Origin of the sequence: Acetomicrobium sp. S15 = DSM 107314, assembly GCF_016125955.1 — a bacterium.
Lineage (GTDB): Bacteria > Synergistota > Synergistia > Synergistales > Thermosynergistaceae > Thermosynergistes > Thermosynergistes pyruvativorans.
On record NZ_JADEVE010000119.1, the window covers coordinates 1 to 334 of the forward strand.

Genomic DNA, 334 nt, shown 5'->3' on the forward strand with positions numbered 1-334 from the left:
AAGTGACGATAAATCCTGGAGAGTGGGTCTCCGTGGGAACTGGCTTATGCATTGAACTTCCATCGGGTTACGAAGGGCAAGTCCGTCCCCGCAGTGGGCTCGCTTTGAAGTGGGGAGTAAAACCGGAGGATGTGTTCTCGATACTTGAGAAGTGGATCCTGCGAGATGGCTTCGACATAGTGATCGACATGGAGCGTTCCAAGGTATTATCGCTGAAATAGTTATATCTATGATCCGCAAATCTACAAGGTTGAATTTGAGTAAGACCATAAAGGCGCTTGAGAATGGTGCGAGAAATGTGCTAACCGTTGCGATTGCCTGTGCGACCGTGGGT

General features: G+C 49.1%; 1 pseudogene. It reads left to right on the forward strand.

The annotated features are described in order from the left end of the window. Window positions 1–221, forward strand: a pseudogene (locus EZM41_RS02935) (hypothetical protein); the annotation flags it as partial. Between the last annotated feature and the right edge of the window lie 113 nt (window positions 222–334).